A 19,774-nucleotide genomic window follows, 5' to 3' on the forward strand; every position below is an offset into this window, starting at 1 on the left:
TCGTCTGGCAAACTCGGCGACGTGGATTACGTCTCGGTACCCGATAGCGGCGGCTTCGTGCTCGTCGACCTGCCCAACGCCCCCGACGCCACCGGCATCGTTCGGTGGGCGCGCAAGATCCTCAAGGACGGGGCTACCAACCTGGCCCGGTCGGTGACCTACAGCTACGGGATCCTCGGCATGAAGGTGTCCGGGGCATCGGCCGGCATCAGCGCTGACCCCAAGGTGCGCAACGACTCGGTTGCCGCGTTCGTCGCCAACTTGTCCGAGGCGTTAGGCGATCGCCGGGTTTTCCTCGATGCCGCCAAAGGTGTGTCCGCCGACGACCTGGCTCCGCTGCGCGACGCCGATACGCGCAGCGCCATGTGTTTTGATGCCTCGGTCGTTGGCTCCTTGGCCGACGAGGGCGTGCTCGCCGCTGCGGCCTGGGCCCACGGACCACTCGACGGTGCCCGGGTGAGCATCGACGGCTCCAGCCCTGACGAGATCCGCCTGGCCCGCGCCGCGGTCGCCACCGGCGCCACCGTCGTGGCCATCGGGTCCCGCCAACGCACCGAAGGCTTCGACTCCGACGCGCTCGACACGCTGGCCGCCTCGGTCGGGAACACCGACATCGACCCGCCGGGCGATCCGGTGGACGACGGCCTGCACACCCATGCCGACCTGGCGCTGGTCGGCGCCAAGACCAACTCGGTCGACCATCATCGGATGGCCCAGATCGCCGCCCCTATCGTGGTCCCGTACGCCAGGTTGGCGGTCACCACCCGGGCGTTGGCCGTGGCCCAGCGGGCCGATCGCCGTGTGCTGCCCGACTTCGTGACGGTGGCCGGGCCGCTGCTGGCGCAGTGGCCCGACGACGGGGCCGACCTCGAGTCGCTGCGCGCCGAGGCCCGCAACCGCATTACCGAGGCGCTCGCCTCCCTCCCCGGCGGGGACGACGGCCTGGTGCTCGAGGCATGCTACGCCGCCGAGGCGTTTCTCAGCACTTGGCAGGACGAGCTGCCGTTTGGTCGCCCGATCTAACGCTCCGACGAGCAAAGATGGAGGAACTTCCACGATGAACGCACCTGGAGACTGGCCTCAATACGAGCTCGTACCCTTGCCGGCGCAACCCCATGGGGTGCCCTGGCCGACCGAGCAGTGGCCGACCGGCGAGTTGGTCGCCCACGATCAGGGCGCGGTGGAGGCGTTGGTGGCCCAGGCGTTCGCCGACCAGCCACACGACGACCTGGCGCTCACCCTGGCGGTCGTCGTCATCCAGGGTGGACGGTTGGTGTTGGAGCGCTACGGCCCCGACACCGATGCCGACACGCCTCTCGTGTCGTGGTCGATGGCCAAGAGTATCACCCAGGCGGCGCTGGGCGCCTTGGTGCTCGACGGAGCGATCGACCCGCACGAACGGGCGCCGGTGCCCGAGTGGGCCGAGCCCACCGACCCCCGCTCGTCGATCGGAACCGCCGACCTGCTGGCGATGCGAAGCGGGCTGCACTGGGTGGAGGACTACGTCGATCCCGACGCCTCCACCTGTCTGCGCATGCTCTTCGGTGACGAGCGGGCCGACATGGCCCACTACGCGGCCTCGTTGCCCCTCGAATCTCCGGTGGGTTCCGAGTTTGTCTATTCGTCGGGCGCGACCAACATCCTGTCCCGCCTCTGCGGCGATGCCCTCGGGGGCGGCGAGGCCGCAATGGCGCGGCACCTGGCCGAGCGCATCTTCGGTCCGCTGGGGATGACCTCGGCCGATCCGCGCTTCGACGACGCCGGCACGTTTGTCGGCTCGTCGTACGTGTGGGCGACCGCCCGGGATTTTGCGCGGTTTGGCCTGTGGTATCTGCGTGACGGGATGTGGGACGGGCGCCGGCTGCTGCCGGAGGGCTGGGCCGATCGGGCGCGCCGCCTCCTGTCCTTCGACGACGAGGGCACCGGCTACGGCGAGCAGTGGTGGGTGAAGGCGGACTCCGAGCTGGGAGTGTTTTGGGCCAACGGCTACGAGGGCCAGTCGATCACGGTGGTCCCTGGCGCCGACACGGTGATCGTGCGCCTCGGCAAGACTCCCGCCGAGTGCGCACCGGCGCTGCAACAGTGGCGCTGGGACCTGCTCGAGGCCCTGACCGGCACGGGCTGAGCGCCACGGCGTGACCCGTGTTGGTCGAACTCTGTCGCTATCGCGCGGTCTACGACGTTGAAGCGGCAGAGTTCGTCCGCTGCACCCGATTCGGGTGGGGGGCGGCCGCGGCTACGCTGGGACGAAACTGAAGCCGACCATCTCGGACGGAAGAGCGTCGGGGGCTCACGCCGCCCGGCCGCCGGAGGAGCAACCACCCCGGAATCTCTCAGGCACCGGTACCGCCCGGGTCAGGCACACGCTGGAAAGCAGGGCAACCGCCCTCGCCGAAGGGGAAAACCGGGCACCGACCCGGTGAAGCTCTCAGGCACCATGGACAGCGGGGGGCTCGATCCCTCAAACGCGCCTGGAGTCACCGGTGTCCACTTCCCCAGTTCAGTCCCATGAGTCCGCCCCGGTCGGGAGCTTCGCCTCTCGCCACCTGGGCTCCGACGCACACGAGACCGTCGCCATGCTCGCCGCTCTGGGCTTCGAGACGATGGACCAGCTGATCGACGCCACCGTGCCCACGTCGGTGCGCGACAACGAGCCGCTTCGGCTGACCGATCTGCCCGGGCCGATGGCCGAGCACGAGCTGCTCGATCACCTGCGTGAGCTGGCGGGTCGCAACCGCGTGGTCACGTCGATGATCGGGCAGGGCTACTACGGCACCCACACCCCGGCCGTGATCCAGCGCAACGTGCTGGAGAACCCCGCCTGGTACACCGCCTACACCCCGTACCAGCCCGAGATCTCCCAGGGCCGCCTGGAGACGCTGCTCAACTTCCAGACCGTGGTGCAGGACCTGACCGGCCTGGACCTCGCCGGTGCGTCGTTGCTCGACGAGGCCACCGCGGCCGCCGAGGCGCTCACCCTGTGCCGTCGCCAGTCGAAGAGCAAGGCCACCAAGTTTCTCGTCGACGTTCGCTGCCACCCGCAGGTGATCGCCGTGGTCGCCACGAGGGCGGCGCCCCTGGGCATCGAGCTGGACCTGGTCGATCCTCGCAGCGGTGGCGTCGAAGCCGCCGACTACTTCGGAGCGCTGCTCGCCTACCCGGCCACCGACGGCACGATCAGCGACTTCAGCCCGCTGACCGCTGCCCTGCACGAGGCGGGGGCCCTGGTGGCGGTCACCACCGACCTGCTGGCGTGCACCCTGTTGACCCCACCCGGCGAGTGGGGCGCCGACATCGCGGTCGGATCCGCCCAGCGCTTCGGTGTGCCGATGGGCGCCGGCGGCCCGCACGCCGGGTTCATGGCGGTGACGGACAAGCTGCGCCGCTCGCTGCCCGGGCGCCTGGTGGGCGTCTCGGTCGACGCCGCCGGCCGTCCGGCGATGCGCCTCGCCCTCCAGACCCGCGAGCAGCACATCCGGCGCGAGAAGGCCACGTCCAACATCTGCACGGCGCAGGTGCTGTTGGCGGTGATGGCCGCCAGCTACGCCACCTATCACGGGCCCGAGGGACTGCTCGACATTGCCGAGCGCATCGCGTCGTTCACCGAGGAGGCCGCAGAGATACTGGGCAGCAACGGTGTCGAGGTGGTGACCGGGGCAGCGTTCGACACCCTGTGGGTGTCGGTGCCCGGCCGGGCCGACGCGGTGCTGGCCGCCGCGCTCGAGTGCGAGATCAACCTGCGCCGGGTGGACGGCGACACCGTCGGCCTGTCGGTCGACGAGACCACCACCCCCGCCGCCCTCGCCGACGCCTTGGTGGCAATCGCCGGAGGGGACGTCGCCATGGACCGCCAGGGGGTGGCCGACGCGCTGAGCGCCGCCGTCGCCAACCCCGACGCAAACACCACTGGGCTGATCCCGGCCAACCTCGTTCGCACCACCCCGTTCCTCACGCACCCGACCTTCCACAGCCACCGCACGGAGACCGAGATGCTGCGCTACCTGCGGCGCCTGTCCGATGCCGACCTGGCGCTCGACCGCTCGATGATCCCGCTGGGCAGCTGCACGATGAAGCTGAACGCCACCACCGAGATGCTGCCGGTCACCTGGCCGGAGTTCTCGGACCTGCATCCCTTCGCACCCGCCGATCAGCTGGCCGGCATCACCGAGCTGGCCCGCCGCCTCGAGCGCTGGCTGGTCGACATCTGCGGCTACGACGCCGCCTCGATCCAGCCCAACGCCGGCAGCCAGGGCGAGCTGGCCGGGCTGCTCGCTATCAGGGCCTATCACCAGAGCCGGGGCGAGACGCAGCGCCAGGTCTGTTTGATCCCATCATCGGCGCACGGCACCAACGCCGCCTCGGCGGTGATGGCCGGTATGAACGTCGTCGTCGTCGCCTGTGACGACGAGGGCAACGTCGACACGGTCGACCTGCAGGCCAAGATCGACGAGCACGCCGCCGAGCTGGCTGCCCTCATGGTCACCTACCCCTCGACCCACGGCGTGTTCGAGGAGGCGATCAGCGAGATCTGCGCTGCTGTGCACGACGCGGGCGGTCAGGTGTACCTCGACGGCGCCAACCTCAATGCCCTCGTCGGCCTGGCCCGGCCCGGCAAGTTTGGCGCCGATGTCAGCCACCTCAACCTGCACAAGACCTTCTGCATCCCCCACGGCGGTGGCGGACCGGGCGTCGGCCCGGTCGTGATGCGTGAGCACCTGGCGCCGTTCATTCCGGCCACCGATCAGGGAAGCTTCTCCCCCGGCGATGTCCAGCGGACCGACCGGGTTGGTGCTGTCTCGGCCGCCCCCCTGGGCTCGGCCTCGATCCTGCCGATCAGCTACGCCTACATCGCCATGATGGGTGCCGACGGTCTGACCGCCGCGTCGTCCGGGGCCATCCTCACCGCCAACTACGTGGCCGAGCGTCTCGATGCCCACTACCCGGTGCTCTACACGGGGGCTCGCGGCCGGGTGGGTCACGAGTGCATCCTCGACCTGCGACCGCTCACCAAGGAGAGCGGCATCACCGACGAGGACGTGGCCAAGCGGCTGATCGACTATGGCTTCCACGCCCCGACGATGAGCTTCCCGGTGACGGGCACGCTGATGGTCGAACCGACCGAGTCGGAGTCCAAGGCCGAGCTCGACCGTTTCTGCGACGCCATGATCGCCATCCGCTCGGAGATCGACCGGGTGGTGGACGGCACCTGGCCGGCGGACGACAACCCGTTGGTCAACGCCCCGCACCCGTCCGAGGACCTGCTCGTCGACGAGTGGACCCACCCGTACAGCCGCGAGCTGGCCGCCTACCCGCTGCCCGAGCTGCGTCGAAACAAGTACTGGGTGCCGGTGTCGCGCATCGACGGCGGCTACGGCGACCGCAACCTGGTGTGCTCGTGTCCGCCGATCGAAGTGCTGGCCGAGGCCTAACGGAACCTCCGGTGGCGATCGTGGCGGTGTGGGCCAAGCCCGGGTCGAGAAGGCCCGGGGTCGGCGGGCGTCACGGCGATGCCCTGGTCGTCGCCGTCGCAGCGCGGGCGGTTGACGGCCGGGCCAACGTCGCCGTCGTGGCAGCGCTGGCCGAGGCCCTCGAGGTACCCAAGCGGGACGTGCGCATCGTCGGTGGCCACACCGGTCGGGCTAAACGCGTCGAGGTGCCCGACCGGGTCGCTGGGCGGGCGGCGCAACTGCTGGGTTCGGCGTGAGCGCTCGGGTCGGTGCGACCCCGGCGCGTTCCGAGGTGGCCGTCGTGGCGTTCTTGGCCTTCGTCAGCGTGCTGATGGCATTCGGCATCGACGCCGCGCTGCCCGCCTTCGACGAGCTGAGCCGCGATTTCGGCCTGGATGCTCGTGGGCTCAGCCCGGCGATCACCGGCACCCCCTACTTCGTCGGCATGGCGATTGGGCAACTGATCTTCGGCGTGCTCGCCGACCGCTTCGGCCGCCGTCCGATCATGATGGTCGGCCTCAGCGTCTATGCGCTGGGCGCGTTGGGGGCGGCGACGGCCAACGGCCTGGGAATGCTGCTCGTCGGGCGTTTCATCTGGGGACTTGGCGCCGCTGCGCCGGCGGTGCTGCGGATGGCGATCGCCCGCGACCTGTACGCCGGCGAGCGCATGGCCCGGGTGGTGTCGCTGGTGACCGCCGTCTTCCTGATCGGTCCGATCGTCGTGCCGTTCATCGGCGAGTGGATCCTGCTCACCGGCTCGTGGCGGGCGGTGTTCGCCGTGGCGATCGCCTTGGCGGCCGTGGCGTTGGCCTGGGCGTTCGCCTTCGGCGAGACGCTGGCGCCCGAACATCGCCAGCCGCTGCGGGTCGCGCCGATCAGGCGGGCCTTCGCAGCGGTGGTGACCACCCGGGTGACGCTGTGGGCCATCATCGCCCAGGCGTTCTTCGGAGCCGCCTTCTTCATCTGGCTCGGCAGCGCCCAGCCGGTGATCGATCGCATCTACGGGCGCAGCTCGCAGTTCACGCTGCTGTTCGGGCTCTCCGGCGTCGGCATGGCGGCGGCGCTGCTGGTGAACAACCGTCTGATCTCACGCTTTGGGGTGCGCCCGATGGCCGTCCGGGCCGCCTGGGTGTTCGTCCTGGCGGGGCTGGCCGGCCTGACGGTGGCGATCGCCTGGGGTGGTGTGCCGCCGTTGTGGGCCTGGTTCGCCTGGGCGCTCGTCGCCAACGCCATGTCGATGATCATGACCCCGATGTGCGCAGCGATTGCGCTGGGACCGATGGCCGACCAGGCGGGCATGGCCAGCGCTGTGCTGGGGTTGGGCCAACTCGGGGTTGGGGCGCTGCTCGCAGCGGTGGTCGACGCCAGGATCGGCGCCACGGTGACCCCGATGCTCGTCGGGGCCACCGCCTTCGGCGCCGCTGGGCTGGGCGCGCTGCTGTGGAGCGGCCGGGGTTCCTGAGGCCAAACCTGTCACGCTGTGCGCATGCACGTATCGATGACGGTGCCCACCGACGACCTCACCGAGGCGCCGACGATCTATGCGGAGCTCGAGGCGTTGGGTTACGACCGGGCCTTCTCGTTCGAGGCCAAGCACAACCCGTTTCTGCCGCTCGCCGTCGCCGCCCAGCACACCGAGCGCATCCAGCTGGGCACGGCGATCGCCATCGCGTTCGCCCGCACGCCGATGACCCTGGCCAACGCCGGTTGGGACCTGCAGACGATCACCGGCGGCCGTTTTGCGCTGGGGTTGGGCTCTCAGGTCCGGCCCCACATCGTCGAGCGCTACGGCATGGAGTGGTCGCGCCCGGCGGCGCGCATGCGCGAGATGGTGCTGGCCATCCGGACGATCTGGGAGGCGTGGGAGACCGGCGACCCACTGGACTTTCGAGGCGAGTTCTACCGCCACACTCGAATGGTGCCCGCCTTCGATCCCGGCCCGAACCCGTTCGGTCCACCGCCCATCCTCACCGCCGGTGTCGGACCGCTGATGACCGAGGTTGCTGGCGAGGTGGCCGACGGGTTCCTGGTGCACCCTTTGAACACCCGTCGCTCGCTGCAGGAACTGACCGTGCCGGCGATCGCCCGGGGCGCTGCTCGAGCCGGGCGCTCCCCCGCCGACGTCGAACTCACCTGCGTCACCATCGTGGTGACCGGCCGGGATGAGGCCGAACTGGAGCGGTCACGGGAGGCGGTCAGGGCCCAGCTGGCGTTCTATGGCACCACGCCCGCCTACCGGCCGGTGCTCGACCTGCACGGGCGCGGCCATCTTCACGGCCAGCTGAAGACCCGGGCCAGACGCGGCGAGTGGGGTGAAATGGCCGAGCTGATCGACGACGAGTTCCTTGAGGAGGTGGCCGTCGTCGGCGAGCCGGACGCCATTGCACCGGCGTTACGGCGCCGACTGGGAGGCATCTCGGATCACGTGAGCCTGGTCAACAACCGGGCGCCCGACCCCCGTCACTTCGTCGAGGTGGTCACCGCCCTGAATCCTCGCCTGCGGCGGGATCCAGGGTGAGCGACGCCGAGTTCATGCAGTAGCGCTCGCCGGTGGGCTTGGGCCCATCGGGGAACACGTGGCCCAGGTGGGCATCGCAGTTGGCGCAGCGGGCCTCGATGCGGGTCATGCCCAGGGTGCGGTCCTCGATGCGCTTCACCTTGTCGTCGCCGATCGCGGTGAAGAACGACGGCCAGCCGGTGCCGGAATCGAACTTGGTGTCGCTGTCGAACAGGGCCTCGTCGCAGACGACGCAGCGGTACACGCCGGCGTCCTTGGTGTCCCAGTAGGCACCGGTGAAGGCGCGCTCGGTGCCGCCGTTCTGGGTTACCTCGTACTGCTCGGGCGTCAGGCGCTCTCGCAGGTCTCCCTGGTTCTGGTCGGTGTTCACAGTTGATTCCTCGCTTGTCGTCATCGGTTGGCTGTGGGGTGGAAACTCAGGCGTAGGCAACCTGGCAGAAGCCGTGGTTGCAGTACCCGCCCGGGTTCTTGGCCAGGTACTGCTGGTGGTAGTCCTCGGCGTAATAGAACGGCCCCACCGGGGCGATCTCGGTGGTGATTTGACCGAAGCCCCCCTCGCTCAGCTTGCTCTGGTAGGCGTCGCGGCTGGCGTCGGCCGCCGCGGCCTGCTCGGGTGAGTTGGTGTAGATCGCCGAGCGGTACTGGCTGCCGATGTCGTTGCCCTGGCCCATGTACTGGGTGGGGTCGTGGTTCTCCCAGAACACCTTGAACAGCTCGTCGAGGGCGACGATCGCCGGGTCGAACACGACGAGGACCGCCTCGGTGTGGCCGGTCCGGGCCGTGCAGGTCTCCTCGTAGGTCGGGTTGGGCGTGGTGCCCCCTGCGTAGCCGGCAGCGGTGCTGTACACGCCAGGCAGCTGCCAGAAGAGGCGCTCGGCGCCCCAGAAACAGCCCATGGCGACGACGAGGGTGTCGAGGCCCTCCGGCCACGGGCCCTGCAGAGGATGGCCGTTGACGGCGTGGGCCTCGGGCACCGGCATCTGCTGATCCCGACCCGGCAGGCAATCCTCGGGAGCCGGGGGCGGTGCGGGGAGCTTGCGACCAAACATGTGTCTCCGTTCTGGGGGCGTAGTGACCACAACCGGTGTGACGGCGTGACGATTCCCGACGTCTCAGGTCGGTTTTATTCAGTCTCTCCCTCTACCCGGCCCAGATGAGGTCGGGCGGCCCAGCATCGCCGGGTCAGGCCAGGAACGGTGGCTTGACGACGGTGGCGGGCACGTCGGTGCCCCGCTGGTCGATGACGACCTGGTCACCGGGTTGGATGTCGGTGTCGAGGAAGGCCAAGGCGATGCCCACCCCGAGCTCGGGTGAGAAGTTGCCCGAACTCACCGTGCCGACCACCTTGGAACCGGATCCGTCCTCGATCGAGCGGACCTCTTGCCCGGACCGCGGCGGGCGGCGGGTCTCGGTGCGCAACCCCCAGAGCAGCGGAGACGCGCCGGCGGCCCGCTGGGTTTCCAGCGCCTGCCGTCCGGGGAAACCGGCCTGCTTGTTCCATGCCACCACCCAGCCCAATCGGGCGTTCAGCGGGGTGATACCCGGACCCAGCTCGGATCCGTGCAGTGGCAGCCCGGCCTCCAGGCGCAGGGTGTCGCGGGCGGCCAGACCGGCCGGGGCGACGCCGTCGGCGATCAGGCGGTCCCACAGCACCCCTGCGTGGTCGATGGGCAGGGCTATCTCGACGCCGTCCTCGCCGGTGTAGCCGGTGCCGGCCACCACCAACTCGACCGGCCGGTAACCGAGTGCATCGGTCGTCACGGTCGTCACCCGAAACCTGCCGACGTCGGCGGCCTCGGGGACCACAGCTTCCAGGTGCCGTCGGGCCGCCGGCCCCTGCACAGCGAGTACGGCCCGGGTCGAGGTCACATCGTCGATCGAGTCCTCCCCGGCGTCGCCGGAGCCGAGCGCAGCCAACAGGTCGGAGGTGTTGGAGGCGTTCGGCATGACGTCGAAGCGCTGGTCATCCACCCACCACACGATGATGTCGTCGAGAACCGAGCCGTCCTCGGAGAGCAGGTGGGTGTACTGGGCCCGGCCCGGTGACACCTTGGTCAGGTCGTTGGTGAACGCCGCCTGAAGCCGGTCGAAGGCGCCGGGGCCCTCGACGCGGACCGTGCCCAGATGGGAGACGTCGAAGACGGTGGCCGCCGAGCGGGTGGCGCGATGCTCGGCCAGCGTGCCCTCCGGGTACGACAGCGGCATGTTCCAGCCGCCGAACGGTGCCAGCTTGGCGCCGAGCGCCTCGTGGCGATCGTTGAGGGGCGAGGTCTTGAGCTGCTGATCGTTCACTGGGCGAGCGCTGCGGGGTCGGCGTTCGTCCCGCCGTCGAGCGATGCCGGTGCCGAGTCGGGGTGCAGGCTGTGGATTGCTGCGTCCAGGTCGGCCTGGACCGTGCCCAGCGGCAGCACGTTGAGGACGCCCTGGCCGTGGCGAAGCACGTCGATCAGTTCCTCGCCGTCGTCGACCAGCACCGACGTGCGGCCCTGGATCACCAGGTTGGCGGTGGTGACGTCTTCCCCCAGGCGCTCCTTGACGTAGTGAAACACGTTGCGCACCTGTTCGAGCTTGATGCCGGCGTCGAGCAGGCTCTTGATCACCTTCAACTCGAGCAGGTCCCGGTAGCTGTAGCGCCGGCGTGAGCCCGAACCGCTCGCATCGCTCATCGACGGGCGCAGCAGGTCGGTGCGAGCCCAGTAGTCGAGCTGGCGGTAGGAGATGCCGACGATCTCAGCGGTGCGCTTGCCGCTGTAGCCGGCGTCGATCACGGGGTTGGGTTGGCTGATGGCCACAAGCTGCTCCTGAACCTCGGTGCGCGGCCGGTGCCGACGCAGTGTGCCCGGTTGACTGTCCCGTCGACACGGCTACTCGACGTGTCCGGTGATCGCCCCGGTCGCTCTCGTCGCCGACGGACCGAGGAATCACAACGTTGAAACTCACCCTAGCGAGTGAGCCACCCCCCGACAACGATGCCCGCGCCGGCGGCCGGCCGGGTCAGGATTCTTCGAAGTCGTCGGGGGTGACCGTATCGATGAACTCCCGGAACTCGGCGATGACCGACTCGGGTTGTTCGTCGTCGTTATCCCGGTAGCCGGCGGCTTCGAGGACCGACGTGGCCACCATCACGTCGGCGTCCACCCGGGCAGCCATGGCAAGTGCATCGGAGGTACGGGACTCGACGGTGATCGTCGAGTCGTCGGACGACAGCCGAAGCTCGGCGTAGTACACCTCGTCGCGCAGGTCGGTGATGACGACGGTGTCGAGGGTCGCTCCCAGCGACTCGATCACCGACTGCATCAGGTCGTGGGTGAGCGGCCGAGGTGTGGCCCGCCCCTCGAGGGCAAAGCGGATTGCCTGCCACTCCCCCACCCCGATGAAGATCGTCAGCATGCGACGGGGGGAGTCGGTCTCGCGTAGGTCGACAACGAACGCATCGCCCGGGTTCTCCCGCCGGACACCGACAAGTTCCATCTGCACCGTGGACTCAGACACTGCGACCCAGTGTAGCCGTGTCCTGGGGCCGGACCGAGGCGTACGAGGCGATGCTCACCGGCCGTTCGTCGGCCCGGCGGCGTCGGCACCGGAGTGGTCGATCAGCTCGGCGACGCCCTCGGCGACGAGTGCGGAGTTGAGCCGGGCACCGAGGTCGGCGGTCTTCTGGAGGCGCTCGCGCGCCTGTTCGCGCCCGACCGGATTTCGTTGCATCAGCAAGGGCAGCGCCATCTGGCGCAACAGGTCCACCTCGCGCTCGGCGGCCATGCGGAACATGCGGAGGTGTCGGGCCTCGTAGCCGAGCTCGAGCAGTTCAGCGACGATGTTGCCGATCAGCACGGCGGACTGATCGTAGGAGGACGTGCCGCCGATGGTGACCGGGCTGATCACCGCGAAACGTTCCATGTCGCCCAGCGTCTCCTCGTCGAGGCCGACCTCGGCGAGGAAGTCCGGCCGGGCGAGCAGTTCGGTCGCCTCGGTCGCGCTCGGCAGGTCCCGCGTGCGCGACGGGCGGGGACGCGGAACCGGTTCGGTCGGTGGCGGCTCCTGAAGGGCCGAAACGGCCTCGATGCGCGCCCGGCGTTCCCGGTGCTCGGCACGGGTCGGGGGGGCCGGCGGCTCGACGGGCTTGGCCGACTCTGGCTCTGGCTCTGGTGCTACAGCGGCTTTGGTCTTGGTCTTTGGCTTGGGTGCAGGCTTGGGCTGCGGCGGTGGCTCGGGCTGCCGCCGGGGTGAGGCGGCCGGGGGCTTGGCCGGCGCCTGCACCACGCTGTGGGCTGCGGTGTCCTCGCTGACCGGGGTCGGTGACTTCCGTGCCGCCTTCTTGGAGGCGAGCTTGGGAAGGGGTTGAACCCGGGTTTGATCGGCCTCGAAAAGGGTGGGCTCCGCCGGCGGTTCCCCGCCGGACTTCTTGCGCACGACGGCCGCCGATCCGCTCGGCCGGGGATCGCTCTCCGGTTGAGGCGTCGTCGGTTGCCCAGACTCGTCGACCAGGTCGGCCGGGTCGAACCCGTCGCGCATCTTGTCGAGGACCCAACGCAGCCGATCCAGGGTTGCCGCGGGGTAACGCCGATGACCGCTGGTGCCCAGCTCGGGGGTGATCAGCGACAGGTCCTCAAACTCCCGCAGCCGACCGAGCGTCGCTTCGGGATAGTCCTCCTGAAGCAACGACAACACTTCACCGACGGTCAGATCATCTGATGGGTTCACGTGTCAGGCCACCTCGAGTACGAAGAGCAGTTTGTACTTACCGACCTGGAGGCGATCGCCTTCGCTGAGCGGTGCCCGTTCGATGCGTCGGTCGTTGAGGTAGGTGCCGTTCAGCGAACCCGAGTCCTGAACCTCGATGCCGTCCGGCGAACGAAGGAGCTGGGCGTGTTGCCTCGACACCGTGACGTCATCGAGAAAGATGTCGCTGTCCTCGTGACGGCCGATCATCGTCGTGCCCTCACCGATGGCGAAACGGCTGCCGGCGTTGGCGCCGCGGGTGACGATCAGGATGGGTGTGCCGACCGCCGGTTCGGCCCCAACCGCTGCGAGCACACCGGTGGGCTGTTGCTCCACCTCGGGCAGGGGCGATCCGCAGGCCGGGCAGAAGCGCGCTTCAGCGGGCGCCGTCGAGGAGCACACAGCGCAGATCAGCGCCCCGGCCATCAGCCCTCCGTCAGCTCTCGATAGGCGGTTGCGTCCATCAGCTGCTCCGAGCCATCGGCGGTCTCGATCACCATGAACCAGCCGTCGCCGTACGGGTCGGAGTTCACCAGTTCGGGGTTGGCGTCCAGGTCGTCGTTCACCGCAACCACCGTGCCGCTCACCGGCGCGTAGATGTCGGAAACCGATTTGGTCGACTCGACCTCGCTCACCTTGTCGCCGGCGGTCACCGTCGTGCCCACGTCGGGCAACTCGACGAACACGACGTCGCCGAGCGCGTCCTGTGCATAGTCGGTGATGCCGATCCGACGGCCGGTATCGTCGGCGCGGATCCACTCGTGGTCCTTGGAATATGAGAGGTCGTCAGGCACGTCCATGAAGGCGGAGGTTACCCGACCGGACCACCCGCCGCGGGCACCCCTAGGCGGTCTCGGCCCGGGCCGCCCTACCCTCCCTGAGGGCGGTCAGGCCCCGAGGGATGTACTGGCCCACCGCAACGAAGCTGAAGATCAGTCCCGGGATCAGGGCCAGCCACGCCTGCCACTCGAAGTAGGTGGTGACGCCGCTGGCCCATTCGGTGTCGGTCGAGGCGAGAAAGGATGGGAACGAGATCATCAGCGCCATCGTGCCCGCCTTGCCGTACCAGGTGACGTCCATCCGTTTGGCCCCGGCGGCGAGCAGGCCGAGCACCCAGGCGGACATCAGCACCTCGCGGGCGAGCACGATGATCCCCGCCCAGGTCGGCACCGCACCCGCCACCAAAATGCCGCCGAAGCCGAAGATGATCAGGGCACGGTCGGCGGCGGGGTCGATCGCCTTGCCCAGGTTGGACACCTGGTTGAAGTGGCGGGCGACGTAGCCGTCCACCCAATCGGTGGCCGAGATGAACCCGAGCAGCACGGCGGCGGGCCCGGGCCGGTCCAGCCCGAAGAGCACCCAGAGGAACACCGGGATGAGGGCCAGCCGAACCAGGGTGACCAGGTTGGGGACGGTGACGATGCGACCGAGTTCGGCCTCGGTCGGCCCGGTGATGATCGGGACGGCGGGCTGGTCGGCGTCGGCACCTGGCGAGCGCTGGGTCACGCACCCATCGTAGCGGTGGCCGGCAAAGGAACGACGCGTGGCCGGGCGGGGTCCTACGATCGGTCCTCATGAGCGAACGAGGCCCGGACGACACCGCGGAAATGCCCCAGCCGACCATCTTCTCCCGCATCATCGAGGGTGAGCTGCCCGGCCGCTTCGTGTGGCGCGACGCCGACAAGGTGGCATTCCTGACGATCGCCCCGCTGCGCCCGGGCCACGTTCTGGTCGTGCCGGTCGAACCGATCGATCACTGGTTGGACGTGCCCGCCCCGTTGTGGGCAGAGATGAACGATCTGGCCCGACGGATCGGGGACGCGCAGATGGCGGCCTTCTCCCCCACCCGCATCGGCCTGATCGTCGCCGGCCTGGAGGTGCCGCACTGCCACCTGCATGTGCTGCCGATCGAGTCCGAGTCCGACCTCGACTTTGCCCGAGCCGATGGCAGTGCCTCAGCCGAGTCCCTCGATGCCGCCGCCCAGGCCATCCGCGAGCACCTCGACGGCGCCGCCCCGGCCTAACCCCACCACCACGTGAAGTCGGGAGTGCAAACGACCTCCTGACGGTCGTCCGGGCTCCCGAGTTGGCGGGTTAGACCAGACCGAGCTGTTCGTTGACCGGGGGCGGGTCGACCGGGTCGATCAGCTGTGGGCCCTGGTTGCGGGCGTTGTTCACCTCGGTGCTCACCGGATGGTGGGTGATCAGCCGTGGCGGTGCGGGCACCAGGAGCTGACCCAATGCGTCGACGTCGGCGTTGGTCGGGTCGAGCCAGGCCTCCCAGTCGCCGGGCGCCAGCATCACCGGCATGCGGTCGTGCAGCTCCGCCATCGGCTCGTTGGCGGTTGTCGTGATGATCGTGGTCGAGCGCACCTCGGTCTCGGTGCCGTCACCGTTGAGGTCGCCCCGCCACCGCTCCCACAGGCCGGCGAATGCGTAGGGCTCCCCGTCGGGGCGGGAGATGAAGTGGGGCTGCTTGCGCTGCTTCCCCGGCTTGGTCGGGTCTGGCTCCTGGGTCCACTCGTAGAAGCCGTCGGCGGGCACGATGCAGCGCCGCTTGGCGAACGCCCGGCGAAACGCCGGTTTCTCCGCGATGGTCTCGGCACGGGCGTTGATCATGCGGTTGCCGATCTTGAGATCCTTCGCCCAGCTGGGAACCAGTCCCCAATGGAAGCCGTCGAGGCGTCGCAGGTCGCCGTCTTCGTAGACGACGAACACTTCGGCGGTCGGCGCCACGTTGTAACGACCGGGCGGTCGATCGTCGCCGTCGGTCCCGGGGGTCTCGACGCCGTTGGCGTCGACCTGAAAGTACGAGGCCAGCTCGTCGGGTGGGGTGGTGGAGACAAAGCGACCGCACACGCCTGGCAGGCTACCGTTCCAGCGTCCGGTCCCCCGCCGCGATCCATCCCCTCATGACTCCTCCCCCCGCCTCCTCCGCAGCTCAGCCCCGGCCTCAGGCGGCCCCGCTGTTGTCGGTGATCACCCCCACCTACAACGAGGCCGAGAACATCGTCGGCCTGCTCGAACGGGTGGAGTCGGCCCTCGCCGGGATCACCTACGAGATCATCGTCGTCGACGACGACAGCCCCGACGAGACCTGGCAGCTGGCCGAGGCCTACGCCGAGGATCACCAGCGGGTGCGGGTGCTGCGCCGCTTCCACGACAAGGGGTTGTCGCCGGCCGTCCTCGCCGGCATGGAGCTGGCCGAGGGGCGGACCCTGGGCGTGATCGATGCCGACGGGCAGCACGACGAGGCGATCCTGGCCGCGATGGCCCAGCGGGTGGCCAGCGGGGACGCCGACATCTGCGTCGGCTCGCGGGCGAGCGACGGCGGCAGCTACGGCGACTGGTCGCGCTCGCGCCGCCTCGTGTCGTGGGTGGCCACGCTGATCGCCCGGCTGTTCCTCCGGGTGCCGCTCTCCGACCCCATGTCGGGCTACTTCGTCATCAGCCGGGAGGCCTTCGAGGACGCGGCCCCCGACGTCAACCCCCAGGGGTTCAAGATCCTGTTGGAGTTCCTCGGCCGCCGCCCCCACCTGAGGGTGGCCGAGATGGGCTACACGTTCCGCAGCCGAACCGCCGGCGAGACCAAGCTGAACTCGTCGGTGATCCGGTCCTACCTGCTGGCGGTGTTCGACCTGCGTTTCGGCCACATCGTCAAGCCTCAGCTGCTGTTGTACACGCTGGTCGGCCTGTTCGGCGTCGGCGTCAACTTCGCAGTGATCGTGGTCGGCGAGGCGGTTGGCCTCGGCTCGATCTCGACCGGATCCGAGGCGATCGACCCGCTCCCGGTTCCCGTGCTCGTCGGGCTAATCGCCCAGCTGCTGGTGACCTTCGCCGCCAACAACTGGTTCACGTTTTGGGAGAACCGCTACCAGGGCTCACGCCTGGCGGTGGGCTTTGGGCTGTTCTTCATCATCTCGGCGTACGGCCTGATGATCCAGTTTGCGATCGCCAAGTGGCTCGACATCATCAACCTGGTCGAGGGGCCGCTGTCCCAGGGCGTCGCCGCCGCCCTCCAGCAGCTGATCGCCATCCTGGTCGCCTTCCAGGCCAGTTACTTCCTCAACGTCAACCTCACCTGGCGTCGTCGGGAACGCGACGAGGAGCAACGGGTGGCGGGTTAGAGGTCGGCGACGTGGGTGGGCGGCCGCCGGTGCTGCCAGCCAAGCCGCTCCTCGAGCTGCGCGCCCAGGGCGAGCAGCTGATCATCGCGACCCCAGCGGCCCACCAGCTGGGCCCCGATCGGCAGACCGTCGGTCACCGCAACGGGCAGTGAGATGGCGGGCTGGCCGGAGATGTTGAACGGCGAGGCGTAGGTAACCAGCGCGGCGGAGCGCATGACCGCGGCCATCGGGTTGTCCGCCTCGGGGCCGAACCCGCCCAGCGGCCAGGGCACCTCGGGACACACCGGCGTCAACAGCACGTCGTAGGGCTGCTTCTCGAGGAACGCCCGCACCTCCCGGCCGACACGCATCAGGCCGTCGACGGCTTCAGCGAAGCGGTGGGCGGGCACATCGCCGCCGGCGGCGCGCAGCGCCCAGGTGTGTGCCTCGACGTCGCCCTCCCCGACCGGCTCCCCACCCAGCGCCTCAAGCTCGTCGACGCTGCGGCGCACCCACACCGAGAACGCGTCGAGAAACCAGCCGATCACCTGGCCGTAGTAGGCCTCGTCGGTGAGGATCGAAGGGGTGGCCTCCACAACGTCGTGGCCGGCGTCGGAAAGTAGCTCAGCGGTGGTGGCGACCGTCTGTGCAACCGCCGGGTCGATGGTGCCTCCACCTGGCACAGCGGTGGTCCAGGCGATGCGCATCGGACCGACCGGCCCGTCGAGCGAGGCCAGGTAGCTGACCGCCCGGTCGGTCCGCACCTGGGGTGATGCCAGGTTGTCCGGCCCGGCGAGCACGTCGAGCAGCAGGGCCGTGTCGGCCACGGTGCGGGTGACGCCCAGCCGGGCGACCAGGCCGCCCCAGGGGTCGATGTCGGGGTAGGTCGGCACCAGGTCCCTCGATGGCTTCAGCCCCACCAGGCCGCAGTTGGACGCCGGGATGCGGATCGACCCGCCACCGTCGCCGGCGTGGCCGAGCGCCACCACCCCGGCGGACACCGCAGCCGCCGAGCCGCCGGACGAGCCGCCGGGCGAGCGGTCCAGGTCCCACGGGTTGTGGCACGGTCCCACCGAGGTCGGCTCGGTCGACGGCACCAGCCCCAGCTCGGGCGTGTTGGTCTTGGCGATGATGATGGCGCCGGCGTCGATGAGGCGCTGGAACAGGATCGAGGTCTCGGTGGCGACGTATCCCAGCCGCTTCAGGTAGTTGCTCCCCGCCCAGTAGGGCTCGCCGGCCAGCGTGCCGTCGAGGTCCTTGACCACGACGGGCAAACCGTGCAGCGGGCCCCGTTCGGCGGCCGGTGCCTCATCGGCCGCCGCCGCCTCGGCGCGGGCGCGGTCGTAGCGCTCGTGAACGATGCAGTTGAGTGCCGGGTCAACCGCCTGGGCGCCGGCGATCGCCGCCTCGACCGCCTCGACGCTGCTGAGCGATCCGTCTCGAATCGCCGCCACCTGGCTGAGGGCGTCCATCTCGGAGAGTTCGGCTGAAGTCATGGGCCGATGGTACGCCCCGCTCGCCTGAGTCTGACCCGAAAAGGCCACCGGGTCCCCTGCGATCGCAGGGGACCCGGTGGTCGTGTTGGAGTCGGGCTGGGGAGATTCGAACTCCCGACCTCTTGACCCCCAGTCAAGCGCGCTAACCAAACTGCGCCACAGCCCGAGTGAGCGGGTGAGTGTATCGGCCGAACGCCGTGGTCACGAACCGAGCCGGCGACGCCGGCCCCGTCGGGTGGACGGTAGCGTCGTCGCGATGAGCGATCACGTCGGCGACACCAGCGATGAGGGCCGGGAAACGACCCCGGAAGGCACCGAGGAGCCCGATGGCGGGGTCCCGCCGGAGGGGGAACCGACGAGCGTGTATGGCACGGCGGGCGCAACGGACCCAGGCTCGGACGGTCCCGCAACGGCGGTCTACGGCACGGCGCGCGCAGCGGTCCCAGGCTCGGGTTCAGACGCCGACGGTCCGGCGACGTCGGTGTACGGCACTGCGGTACCGCAGTGGTCGACCCCCGGCGAGCCCTCGCCCCAACCGACGGCGGTTCAGCCCCTTCCCGGTGCGCCCGCCCCGGCTCAGCCCGCCGTTGTCCAGCCCGGCGCAGGCCAGTGGTCGCCGAGCGGTCCGGCCCCAGGGTCGCCCCCCACACAGGCCTACCCGCAGATGCAGCCCGCCACCACCGCCTACGGCGTCCCTCAGCCGGCGCCGACCGCACAGGCGCAGCAGGTTCCGACCAGCCACGCACCAGCGGGCTACGCCTCGACAGGGCCGGCTCCAACCGGCGGCCGGCACTGGAACCTGTGGGCCGGCATTCCCGCCGCCGCAGCGGTGTATGCGCTCGGCGGCCTGTGGCGTCTGATCAGGATCGGCACGACGGTGGTCGACTTCCCGCTGCGCGAGCAGGTCGCCATCGGCGTGATGGCGGCGGGCATCGTGGCCGGCGTGCTCACGCTGGTGGCACTGGCGAGCAGGAGGCGGGCCTTGGCGGCGCCGGTGGCCTTCGTGCTCGGCGGCGTGCTGCTCATCGACGTCGTCTACGGGTGGTACCTGCAGATGGACCGCACGTTCTCAGGCTTCGACGCCAACTTCCTGGTCGACACGCTGATCCCCCTCACCTTGCCGCCTCTGCTCCTGGCGGTGGCGACGATGGCGGGGGCGCTGGCGATGCGGGTCGACCCCCGGCGCCGCTGACCGGCCTCGTCGAGCGGGCTGTCGGCTTGGCTACAGCTTGCCGATCGCCCACATGATGCCCTGCACCAGGCGCCATCCCAGGTAGATCGTCAGTGCGGCCACCATCAGCCAGAAGTGCCAGGGCGCCGTCCTGCCGTCGTCCTCGACCGGAGCCTGATTGGTATCGACGGCCGCCGCCGTGTTGGGTGGCGGGATCGGCTCGGCCTGGTGACCCTCCGGGCAGGTTCCATCGCTGTTCAACGTGGACTGGGTGTAAAAGCGGTCGCAGTCCGAGCACCACGGCATGGCAAAACCTC

At 69.6% G+C, this 19,774-nt stretch carries 21 protein-coding genes, 1 tRNA gene and 1 riboswitch; of the genes, 9 read left to right on the plus strand and 13 right to left on the minus strand.

The window, feature by feature from the left end; translation table 11 throughout:
* Nucleotides 1-21 precede the first annotated feature (21 nt).
* From IPN02_16150 to IPN02_16175, 6 genes are all read left to right on the plus strand, one after another.
* The gene (locus IPN02_16150) at nucleotides 22-1,023 is read left to right on the plus strand and encodes a hypothetical protein (protein ID MBK9298337.1); all 1,002 of its coding nucleotides are present in this window, start codon (nucleotides 22-24) and stop codon (nucleotides 1,021-1,023) included.
* A 34-nt stretch (nucleotides 1,024-1,057) separates the two neighbouring features.
* Nucleotides 1,058-2,125 carry a serine hydrolase gene (locus IPN02_16155; protein ID MBK9298338.1) on the plus strand — a complete coding sequence of 356 codons (1,068 nt, stop codon included), beginning with the start codon at nucleotides 1,058-1,060 and terminating at the stop codon, nucleotides 2,123-2,125.
* A 231-nt stretch (nucleotides 2,126-2,356) separates the two neighbouring features.
* Nucleotides 2,357-2,455: riboswitch (glycine riboswitch) on the plus strand.
* A gap of 28 nt (nucleotides 2,456-2,483) precedes the next feature.
* On the plus strand, nucleotides 2,484-5,429 hold the full coding sequence (gene gcvP, locus IPN02_16160) for an aminomethyl-transferring glycine dehydrogenase (GenBank protein MBK9298339.1): 2,946 nt from the start codon (nucleotides 2,484-2,486) through the stop codon (nucleotides 5,427-5,429).
* Between the two features lie 11 nt (nucleotides 5,430-5,440).
* A complete protein-coding gene (locus tag IPN02_16165; protein ID MBK9298340.1) occupies nucleotides 5,441-5,704 on the plus strand; it encodes a DUF167 domain-containing protein in 264 nt (87 codons plus the stop codon).
* On the plus strand, nucleotides 5,701-6,909 hold the full coding sequence (locus tag IPN02_16170) for a Bcr/CflA family efflux MFS transporter (protein ID MBK9298341.1): 1,209 nt from the start codon (nucleotides 5,701-5,703) through the stop codon (nucleotides 6,907-6,909). Before IPN02_16165 ends, IPN02_16170 begins: the two co-directional genes overlap by 4 nt.
* A 24-nt stretch (nucleotides 6,910-6,933) precedes the next feature.
* Nucleotides 6,934-7,965 (plus strand): TIGR03617 family F420-dependent LLM class oxidoreductase, encoded by a 1,032-nt coding sequence (locus IPN02_16175; protein ID MBK9298342.1) that lies wholly within the window; start codon nucleotides 6,934-6,936, stop codon nucleotides 7,963-7,965.
* Here IPN02_16175 and msrB read toward each other — a convergent pair.
* From msrB to IPN02_16220, 9 genes are all read right to left on the minus strand, one after another.
* Nucleotides 7,925-8,359, minus strand: a complete 435-nt coding sequence (gene msrB / locus IPN02_16180) for a peptide-methionine (R)-S-oxide reductase MsrB (GenBank protein ID MBK9298343.1) — start codon at nucleotides 8,357-8,359, stop codon at nucleotides 7,925-7,927. The two genes, IPN02_16175 and msrB, sit on opposite strands and share 41 nt — an antisense overlap.
* A gap of 22 nt (nucleotides 8,360-8,381) precedes the next feature.
* Nucleotides 8,382-9,014: a peptide-methionine (S)-S-oxide reductase MsrA gene (msrA, locus tag IPN02_16185; GenBank protein ID MBK9298344.1), complete on the minus strand. Its 633-nt coding sequence runs from the start codon at nucleotides 9,012-9,014 to the stop codon at nucleotides 8,382-8,384.
* Nucleotides 9,015-9,147: 133 nt separating this feature from the next.
* Complete coding sequence (gcvT, locus tag IPN02_16190; protein ID MBK9298345.1) at nucleotides 9,148-10,257, minus strand: glycine cleavage system aminomethyltransferase GcvT; 1,110 nt, start codon at nucleotides 10,255-10,257, stop codon at nucleotides 9,148-9,150.
* Nucleotides 10,254-10,757, minus strand: a complete 504-nt coding sequence (locus IPN02_16195) for a MerR family transcriptional regulator (GenBank protein MBK9298346.1) — start codon at nucleotides 10,755-10,757, stop codon at nucleotides 10,254-10,256. The genes gcvT and IPN02_16195 overlap by 4 nt, the downstream gene beginning before the upstream one ends.
* A 202-nt stretch (nucleotides 10,758-10,959) precedes the next feature.
* A complete protein-coding gene (locus IPN02_16200) occupies nucleotides 10,960-11,457 on the minus strand; it encodes a bifunctional nuclease family protein (protein MBK9298347.1) in 498 nt (165 codons plus the stop codon).
* A 54-nt stretch (nucleotides 11,458-11,511) separates the two neighbouring features.
* A complete protein-coding gene (locus IPN02_16205; protein MBK9298348.1) occupies nucleotides 11,512-12,666 on the minus strand; it encodes a hypothetical protein in 1,155 nt (384 codons plus the stop codon).
* A gap of 3 nt (nucleotides 12,667-12,669) precedes the next feature.
* Nucleotides 12,670-13,110 (minus strand): FHA domain-containing protein, encoded by a 441-nt coding sequence (locus IPN02_16210; GenBank protein MBK9298349.1) that lies wholly within the window; start codon nucleotides 13,108-13,110, stop codon nucleotides 12,670-12,672.
* On the minus strand, nucleotides 13,110-13,484 hold the full coding sequence (gene gcvH / locus IPN02_16215) for a glycine cleavage system protein GcvH (protein ID MBK9298350.1): 375 nt from the start codon (nucleotides 13,482-13,484) through the stop codon (nucleotides 13,110-13,112). The genes IPN02_16210 and gcvH overlap by 1 nt, the downstream gene beginning before the upstream one ends.
* Before the next feature lie 43 nt (nucleotides 13,485-13,527).
* Nucleotides 13,528-14,190, minus strand: coding sequence for a CDP-alcohol phosphatidyltransferase family protein (locus IPN02_16220; protein ID MBK9298351.1), 663 nt, complete (start codon nucleotides 14,188-14,190; stop codon nucleotides 13,528-13,530).
* A 101-nt stretch (nucleotides 14,191-14,291) separates the two neighbouring features.
* On the opposite strand from IPN02_16220, the gene IPN02_16225 reads away from it, so the two are divergent.
* Nucleotides 14,292-14,708, plus strand: coding sequence for an HIT family protein (locus tag IPN02_16225; GenBank protein MBK9298352.1), 417 nt, complete (start codon nucleotides 14,292-14,294; stop codon nucleotides 14,706-14,708).
* 70 nt (nucleotides 14,709-14,778) lie between these two features.
* Here IPN02_16225 and IPN02_16230 read toward each other — a convergent pair whose 3' ends face one another.
* On the minus strand, nucleotides 14,779-15,543 hold the full coding sequence (locus tag IPN02_16230; protein MBK9298353.1) for an SOS response-associated peptidase: 765 nt from the start codon (nucleotides 15,541-15,543) through the stop codon (nucleotides 14,779-14,781).
* Nucleotides 15,544-15,596: 53 nt separating this feature from the next.
* Between IPN02_16230 and IPN02_16235 the strand changes: the two genes are divergently transcribed.
* Nucleotides 15,597-16,811, plus strand: a complete 1,215-nt coding sequence (locus IPN02_16235; GenBank protein MBK9298354.1) for a glycosyltransferase — start codon at nucleotides 15,597-15,599, stop codon at nucleotides 16,809-16,811.
* Here the strand turns inward: IPN02_16235 and IPN02_16240 are convergent.
* Nucleotides 16,808-18,286, minus strand: a complete 1,479-nt coding sequence (locus IPN02_16240) for an amidase (GenBank protein MBK9298355.1) — start codon at nucleotides 18,284-18,286, stop codon at nucleotides 16,808-16,810. The genes IPN02_16235 and IPN02_16240 overlap by 4 nt on opposite strands.
* Before the next feature lie 91 nt (nucleotides 18,287-18,377).
* A tRNA-Pro gene (locus IPN02_16245) sits at nucleotides 18,378-18,452 on the minus strand.
* A 90-nt stretch (nucleotides 18,453-18,542) separates the two neighbouring features.
* Between IPN02_16245 and IPN02_16250 the strand changes: the two genes are divergently transcribed.
* Nucleotides 18,543-19,478, plus strand: a complete 936-nt coding sequence (locus IPN02_16250) for a hypothetical protein (GenBank protein MBK9298356.1) — start codon at nucleotides 18,543-18,545, stop codon at nucleotides 19,476-19,478.
* A 30-nt stretch (nucleotides 19,479-19,508) separates the two neighbouring features.
* On the opposite strand, the gene IPN02_16255 is transcribed toward IPN02_16250, so the two are convergent.
* Nucleotides 19,509-19,763, minus strand: a complete 255-nt coding sequence (locus tag IPN02_16255; GenBank protein ID MBK9298357.1) for a hypothetical protein — start codon at nucleotides 19,761-19,763, stop codon at nucleotides 19,509-19,511.
* Between the last annotated feature and the right edge of the window lie 11 nt (nucleotides 19,764-19,774).

The sequence above is a fragment of the Candidatus Microthrix subdominans genome (genome assembly GCA_016719385.1).
Classification (GTDB): Bacteria; Actinomycetota; Acidimicrobiia; order Acidimicrobiales; family Microtrichaceae; genus Microthrix; species Microthrix subdominans.

Bases quoted from the DNA above. Each gene is read 5' to 3' on its own strand.
- IPN02_16255 (MBK9298357.1), bottom strand. From the start codon at position 19,763: ATGCCGTGGTGCTCGGACTGCGACCGCTTTTACACCCAGTCCACGTTG.
- IPN02_16225 (MBK9298352.1), top strand. From the start codon at position 14,292: ATGCCCCAGCCGACCATCTTCTCCCGCATCATCGAGGGTGAGCTGCCC.
- msrB (MBK9298343.1), bottom strand. From the start codon at position 8,359: ATGACGACAAGCGAGGAATCAACTGTGAACACCGACCAGAACCAGGGA.
- IPN02_16235 (MBK9298354.1), top strand. From the start codon at position 15,597: ATGACTCCTCCCCCCGCCTCCTCCGCAGCTCAGCCCCGGCCTCAGGCG.
- msrA (MBK9298344.1), bottom strand. From the start codon at position 9,014: ATGTTTGGTCGCAAGCTCCCCGCACCGCCCCCGGCTCCCGAGGATTGC.
- IPN02_16240 (MBK9298355.1), bottom strand. From the start codon at position 18,286: ATGACTTCAGCCGAACTCTCCGAGATGGACGCCCTCAGCCAGGTGGCG.
- IPN02_16155 (MBK9298338.1), top strand. From the start codon at position 1,058: ATGAACGCACCTGGAGACTGGCCTCAATACGAGCTCGTACCCTTGCCG.
- IPN02_16250 (MBK9298356.1), top strand. From the start codon at position 18,543: ATGAGCGATCACGTCGGCGACACCAGCGATGAGGGCCGGGAAACGACC.
- IPN02_16210 (MBK9298349.1), bottom strand. From the start codon at position 13,110: ATGGCCGGGGCGCTGATCTGCGCTGTGTGCTCCTCGACGGCGCCCGCT.
- IPN02_16175 (MBK9298342.1), top strand. From the start codon at position 6,934: ATGCACGTATCGATGACGGTGCCCACCGACGACCTCACCGAGGCGCCG.
- gcvH (MBK9298350.1), bottom strand. From the start codon at position 13,484: ATGGACGTGCCTGACGACCTCTCATATTCCAAGGACCACGAGTGGATC.